Origin of the sequence: Prevotella sp. MGM2 (assembly GCF_002933955.1) — a bacterium.
GTDB lineage: Bacteria > Bacteroidota > Bacteroidia > Bacteroidales > Bacteroidaceae > Alloprevotella.
The window spans coordinates 1-589 of record NZ_BEWW01000070.1 but is presented as its reverse complement, the minus strand read 5'-3'; the positions used below and the strand labels follow the sequence as shown (position 1 = coordinate 589).

Genomic DNA, 589 nt, shown 5'->3' with positions numbered 1-589 from the left:
ACCATACTGAAAGAACGGAATATCGGGCGAAGCCGTATGCCCGTCTTTGCCCGTGACGGTTCCGCCTTCCGGAAAATCATGCACCGGATAAGGCTGGTAGCACCAACCGATATGAGTGTGCTGATCTTCGGGGAGAACGGCACGGGCAAGGAACATATCGCCCACCACCTGCATGATAAAAGCAAACGTTCGGGAAAGCCGTTCGTGGCTGTGGACTGTGGATCTCTCACCAAAGAGCTTGCGCCGTCGGCTTTCTTCGGACACGTCAGAGGGGCGTTCACGGGTGCGGACAGTGCCAAGAAAGGCTATTTCCATGAGGCGGAAGGCGGCACGCTGTTCTTGGACGAGGTGGGCAACCTCGCACCGGAAACCCAGCAGATGCTTCTGCGAGCCATACAGGAACGGCGGTTCCGTCCCGTTGGCGACAAGTCTGACCGGAGTTTCAATGTCCGCATCATTGCCGCCACCAACGAGGATCTGGAGAAGGCGGTCAATGAAAAGCGTTTCCGGCAGGACCTATTATATCGTCTGCACGACTTCGAGATAACCGTCCCGCCGTTGCGCGACTGTCAGGAGGACGTCATGCCGC

1 protein-coding gene is annotated in these 589 nt (G+C 57.4%); it reads left to right on the top strand.

All coding sequences use genetic code 11. The features are described 5' to 3' along the window. Nucleotides 1-589, top strand: a 589-nt coding sequence (locus tag C5S62_RS01600) for a sigma-54 factor interaction domain-containing protein (protein ID WP_133159452.1), incomplete at both ends; no start/stop codon positions are given.